The following is a 6300-nucleotide window of genomic DNA, read 5'->3' on the forward strand; positions in this document are numbered from 1 at the left end:
CGGCCAGTTGGATCAGACCTTTGTATTCGGAAGAAACTTCAGCGACAGGCATTGGCGAATCAAACATAAAAACTTGGTAATTGGGTAGAAAACAATACCTTGGTAACAGCTGATTTGCTACTCCCCTAATCTCCTTTTTCATCTCGCTTCATGGATGCTGAAGGAAGCTGAAAGGACAGATCATGTCTTGAGTCGTTTTCTGGATTAACCTGCTTTATTGGTCCAGAAGTATGTACATTTCTTCTATCTGCTTGGTGCAGCTAGTGTTCTTGGGCGCAGAAGCCAGGGCGTCACAATGCTCATGATCGTGCTTGCCAAAAAAGTAAGGAAGCCAGGATGTTGTGGTGGTGTATGCGTTCATCCAGATCAGTCCATAAAAGGCGAACTCTTTTAAAGCATGAATCTTGCCCCATAAGGAGGTAGGCCATGAGCTCAAGACTTCAAGGACGTCAGGGGTTTCAAGCCTTAGCTCGATAATGGTGCTGATGCCGTCAACTGTGGTCTCTGTGGTGCTGAACTCATGGTCATGATGGGTGTTACTGGTGTGCAGACCGTGTTTATAAACTTCAAGGGAATTCCAGGACATACCGAGCAAGAAAAAGGGTAAGGCATAAAAGCTATTGGATGCCTGGTAATTTTTCCATAATTTCATGTAGATCATGCCGTGGAAGAAGATTTCAATAAAATTTCCGCCGTTGTAGAGGGCGTAGGTCATGATTTCTGACATGGAATAGTCAGGGTGATGATACATTCCATCTTTGATGAGAATAATCGGATAACCCGGAACCTCGATTACCCGCCCGGTGGAGGTTGCTATTTTTGATAGCGCTTTACAGTCAGGGAATGGATTCTTTTCCGAGGCTTTTTCAGCGGTTGAGCGACATGTGTATTCCAGTGTATTGGGAGGGACAAAAACAGACTTTTCGAGAAATGGACCCTTGTCTGTTTCCAGAATAGTTTTGCACTCCAGATGCTTAGGGAAATGGAAAGGGTCGAAGTGATGACGATCTATCATGGCTTCATGGCAGCTTTCGTGCGCTTTGCTCATCTGGATAGACTCATCAGCTTGTATGAAAGTGTTAAAAAGCAAGCTGAACAAGGCAACGAGTTGAATGCCGCTGAGGAGTTTGATGTCCAGTGAGCTGGCAGTCTTGTTTGTGCAGCCCAAGCGTCCTGCAAGCCTCTGGGAAGGAGTCATCGGTACCTCTTCTTATTAGATGAAAAAGATATGGAAGAAAGCGTAGATGGTTATTTAAGAATGTAAAAAGAATTGTTCTTATTTTTATTCTTAATTAGTGAGTAAGCCGTCCTTCAACCGAAACTCTTTTGAAGTCGATTGAAGGAGGGTAATAATTGTTATGGTCGCTTGTTACCAAGAGACTTGTGGGGTTTGTGTTTTCGAGCATCAATCTAGGGTGTCGAGCCGAATTGCTGGAGAGCAGGCTGGCGATGCTTCAAGTATAAAAAGTGGTAGGAAAGTGACAGGGTCGTGATCCAGTTTCGAAGCATAAAATCTTCAATATCGTTAAGAAGGTTGTTTTGACTAAAAAAGCTCTGTTTGCTGTCGTAGTCATAAAATCCAATCGCACTTTCTATGGGTTTTCCTGTCGCTAACTCAAATGCTTCGTTGAATAAGTATTGTGGTATCATTGCTTGGAAAGCCCGCCAAGTGTTTTTTCCCATTGTGTAGAGTACAAATGTTTTAAAGTAGTGGTAGTACATAGCGTAGGTAGTGTATTTTTCAAAAGCTGGGTATTGAGTATGAAATAGCGCAAGCAGTGTGTTGTCTGCCTCATCTTCAACTTGGTAAAACTGTTCTACCACTCTTTGTCCAGGTTTGGGTTCAACAGAAATCGATACAGAGCCGATGGCGTGCCAAAGAGCATCGCTAACCCTGTCTTTTATCCGATTCTGTTCATCCAGTGTTAAACCACTGACAATGTTATTAAAAATATGTACCTTCAGTAGTTTATCGAACCGAGTTGTATCTTTTATGATTTTTGGCAGGTCATAAACTGAGTGTGTCAATCCTATTGAAAGCACGCCTTTCAAAACTTGCTTGGATACATGGACTTTTGCAAGGCGTACTGGGTATGGGTGTTCCCATACACTGCTAAATCTCATCAACTTATTGAACCCAATGATTGAAGCGGTGATCCCTGCAGCGAGTATAGGAGCCCAGTCTGGACCAATAGTATTTGCCAGTATAAATGCGCTGACCCCAAACATTAAAACATTACTGGTTTTGAATAAGTGGTCTGCTCCACTGGTAGCCATTGGAACGGGGCTGGATGTGCTAGTGATCTTTTTAAATGGAGAAGGGCCATGGATTCCTGATTCAAAAGCTATTTTGAGCAGCTCTGGAGAGACTATTTTTGTAGAAATGGTTGTATGAGCATCATCCGTTGTGACAATAGGGACTGGAATTAATTCGTGTGTTGCTTCTGCTGATATATCCATGCTGTGCAGTCTATTGCCAATAGGTGAGCACAGAATGTTGTGGTGAAAATAGGCTTTAAGATATCGTGCTACCACTTTGGACATTTTATGGGTGCTTCGAAAGCCAGTTAATTCTCTACCTTGATAGGTAGCTGTTGTAAGGTACCAATAGGACTTTAATGGATTTTGATTTTGGCTGTGACATAAAAAATAATCGTTAGAGGGTTCTTTTTCAGAAGATTCTCCCAATGCAAAGGATAGGGTGCTCATTCCAAGAAAAAGGAAAAGTATTGAGCGGTTTATTAATCGCATTGCCTCTCCAGTTATTTCCTATCAAGGTATTTACACTACTTTCTTGATTTTATTAAGGTGAATTATTTTCATTTTTTATTATTTCTTACGTTCTGAAGGGGAGAATAGCTGAAGGTATTGTGAGTAAAGCTAAGATTTTCAATCAGGGAACGATTCAGTTATATGCAGAGCTAAGACGACATTGCTTTATAGCGCTGGCAGCTATGCCGTCATTTTCAGAATTATGCGTTCAGCATGGCAGCGCCACGAACGCCGCCGGCATCACCAAACTTTGCTTTGTGAATTTCGGGCAGTTGCCCGATGTTCAGAGTGTATTTCTCCAGCAGGGGAGGAACCAGCTCGTAGAGTTCGTCAAAGTTGGATAAACCGCCGCCCAGAACAATGGCTCCCGGGTCAAGAATATTGATCATGGCGCCCAGTCCGGATGCCAGCAGTTCGCAATATATTTCAACGGCTCGTTCTGCCTGGGTATCGTGACGGCGGAACAGTTGCACTATGTCTTTACCTGGAAGAGCTTCTCCGGCGACATGCTTGTACGCCAGTTCCAAGCCTCGACCGGATAAGTAATTGTCCAGACAGCCTTGCATGCCACAACCACATTGCACAATAGGGAAGTCATCACCGGCCAGTTTGAAAACGTGGTATGGCAGAGGGGTATGGCCCCATTCGCCCGCCAGGTTGTTTCTGCCGTTATGGAGCTTGCCGTTAATGTAGAGACCGCCCCCGCAGCCAGTACCAAGGATCACACCAAAAACGGTAGAGATGCCATCGCCTGCGCCACCCAAAGCTTCAGAGAGTGCGAAGCAGTTTGCGTCGTTCTCAATTTTGATCGGGCGATCCAGTATCAGTTCAAGATCAACCTTCAGGTTCTGGTTGTTTGCACAGGGTACGTTGGCGCACTGAGCCTTGCCGGTATCCGGATTAATAAATCCCGGAATACCTATGCCTACGCTGCCCCGGGTGTTCAACTCACGATCGGTTTCAAGAACCAGTTCCCGGATGGCATTTTTGAATGCATCGTAGGAGTCTGTGGGTGTAGGGACGCGTTTGCTGGCGAGTTTGTTGTGCTCATGATCAAAAACCGCCAGTTCCATTTTGGTGCCGCCGATATCCAACCCATACAGCATGGCTCACTCCTGAATCTGTTTAATGTCAGCGATATAAAATAAACCTGAACAGGCTTTAACATGAACAGGTGCGACTTGTTTCTTGTTCAAAAAATCGCGGTCATATCGCGGTAAAAAAGTGCCCTGCTTTATAACATTATTTATCAGTTGAGTTTAATGATTTAAGGCAGTTTGGGTATAAAAAAAGCCAACCTCTTTAGAGGTTGGCTTTTTAAAGGGTGGGAGAAGGCTTTACTGGATCTTTGGATCCAATTCACCTTTACCGTAACGAACAAACATGCCTTCCAGGCTGGTACTGCCAATCTTGGAGCCCTGACCAGCCGCACCGAACGCTTCATAACGCTGGATACAGATATCTTTCATGGCTTTGGTTGCCACTGCGAAATATTTGCGAGGGTCAAACTCAGCAGGATTCTCGCTCAGGAAACAGCGAATAGCGCCAGTGGACGCCAGGCGCAGGTCGGTATCAATGTTGACTTTGCGAACGCCGTGACGAATGCCTTCCTGAATCTGTTCTAACGGTACGCCGTAGGTTTCAGGGATTTCGCCACCATTATCGTTGATGATCTTCAGCCATTCCTGGGGAACAGAAGAAGAGCCGTGCATCACCAGGTGGGTGTTCGGGATACGCTGGTGGATTTCACGAATTCGGTCAATCGCCAGAATATCCCCTGTAGGCGGGCGGGTGAATTTGTAAGCGCCATGGCTGGTACCGCAGGCAATAGCCAGAGCATCAACATGAGTGGCTTTTACAAATTCTGCTGCTTCGTCCGGATCGGTGAGCAGCTGATCGTGTGACAGGGTGCCTTCTGCGCCGACACCATCTTCTTCACCGGCTTGACCGGTTTCCAAAGATCCCAGGCAACCCAGTTCACCTTCTACGGAAACGCCACAGGCGTGGGCCATTTCTACAGTGCGACGGGTTACATCAACATTGTACTCATAAGAAGAAGGCGTTTTACCGTCGTCCTTCAGTGAGCCGTCCATCATGACAGAGGAAAAGCCCAATTGAATAGAACGCTGACATACGGCAGGGCTGGTGCCGTGATCCTGATGCATAACGACCGGGATGTGAGGGAATTCTTCAGTGGCTGCCAGAATCAGGTGTCTCAGGAAGGGGGCACCTGCGTATTTGCGGGCACCGGCAGAAGCCTGAACGATGACAGGGGAGTCTGTCTCGTCGGCAGCTTCCATAATTGCGCGCATCTGTTCCAGGTTGTTGACATTGAATGCTGGAACGCCGTAGTTATTTTCTGCGGCGTGGTCGAGCATTTCACGCAAGCTGATCAGGGCCATTGCCTGCTCCTGCTAATCAAAGGGGGTGGTTGAATTCGGACACTATTATCCCTGTTTCTTGGAAGTGGTGCAAAAACTTGTGATCTTTTGAGAAGTTGGGCTCAGCAAAAGGTTAATTTGTACCCAGTAACTGGATACGAAATTTGACCGCCATGGTTGTCTCAGGAGTATCAGTGAAAAAATGCTGACTGGTGTTCTGGCTGTTAGGTGTTGGATTTTGTGGAGGGTCTGGGCTTTCGGGAGGTGTCTGAAATGCTTCGTCGGGCTCATCGGTGACTGTCGTGACAACAGGCTTATTCTCTTCGATGGGTCTTTCTTCTTCAAGCCTGCTAAGGGTATATGTGATGTTCCCTGCGTCAATATAAACGACTATTCTTTGAACCTGTGTGCCATCTTCTGACAGATGAATATTCACAGAGATATAAATGGGGTCTCCTTTGGCGTTCAATTTGTAGAAGCGAACGGTATACACTAACTGGCGATAGCCTTTGTCATGGTATGCGTAATTGACGTGATAGGTGAACTTCCCGGTATGGACCGTCTTGGTTTTCTTTTCCCCCAGTGTTTTTACCTCCTCATAAATGATGCGGAGTATCCAGCTGAGCATGTTGAAAAAGTTAAATCGACTGTCTCCGTTCTCAGCTTGTTGCTGACGAAGCCTGAGTTCACTGTCTCTTTGGGTGAACTGAGTAGTGGAGTGATAAGGTGGAGGGGTGGCTGAGGCCTGGTTTTCCGTGACCGTCACATCCAACTGTTCTGAAGACGGTTGGTGGGCCGCTACTGTGACAACTTGATTCACCAAAATAGTGAAGTTTACCCCTTGGCCTTTCTTCAGTTTCTTTCCATCGAGCTGGTAGGTTCCGGATAGCGCTTGATCATAGTTGGCCTCAGCCATTCTGGCCTCAGGGACTGACATCACTAAAAAAAATGCTGAAATGGCAATACCCTTGAGCATCGGGGTCTCCATGAAAGGCTATACCCATTGGATTTCAAGATGCTACTAGGAGCCTGTCGGACTTAAGACTATTTCGGCCTAAATTCCAGAAAGAACGGCCCAATTATTCGATGAATTCGATTAAATAGGTCAACTATTCTCACGAATCCATCGAAGCTGTCTAGAACGCTC

Annotated in this window: 5 protein-coding genes; all 5 read right to left on the bottom strand. The window is 45.9% G+C overall.

Annotated elements, in window-relative coordinates:
- Positions 1 to 214 precede the first annotated feature (214 nt).
- Positions 215 to 1198, bottom strand: a complete 984-nt coding sequence (locus ACR2PX_RS21750) for a hypothetical protein (protein WP_434001457.1) — start codon at positions 1196 to 1198, stop codon at positions 215 to 217.
- A 212-nt stretch (positions 1199 to 1410) separates the two neighbouring features.
- A complete protein-coding gene (locus ACR2PX_RS21755) occupies positions 1411 to 2751 on the bottom strand; it encodes a hypothetical protein (RefSeq protein ID WP_434001458.1) in 1341 nt (446 codons plus the stop codon).
- Positions 2752 to 2972: 221 nt separating this feature from the next.
- A complete protein-coding gene (nagK, locus tag ACR2PX_RS21760) occupies positions 2973 to 3878 on the bottom strand; it encodes an N-acetylglucosamine kinase (protein WP_434001459.1) in 906 nt (301 codons plus the stop codon).
- 231 nt (positions 3879 to 4109) lie between these two features.
- Entirely contained in the window at positions 4110 to 5174 is a 1065-nt protein-coding gene (fba, locus tag ACR2PX_RS21765; RefSeq protein ID WP_434001460.1) for a class II fructose-bisphosphate aldolase, read from the bottom strand.
- 112 nt (positions 5175 to 5286) lie between these two features.
- On the bottom strand, positions 5287 to 6129 hold the full coding sequence (locus ACR2PX_RS21770) for a hypothetical protein (protein WP_434001461.1): 843 nt from the start codon (positions 6127 to 6129) through the stop codon (positions 5287 to 5289).
- Between the last annotated feature and the right edge of the window lie 171 nt (positions 6130 to 6300).

This window comes from Endozoicomonas sp. (genome assembly GCF_051008435.1).
In the GTDB taxonomy this organism is placed as follows: domain Bacteria; phylum Pseudomonadota; class Gammaproteobacteria; order Pseudomonadales; family Endozoicomonadaceae; genus Endozoicomonas_A.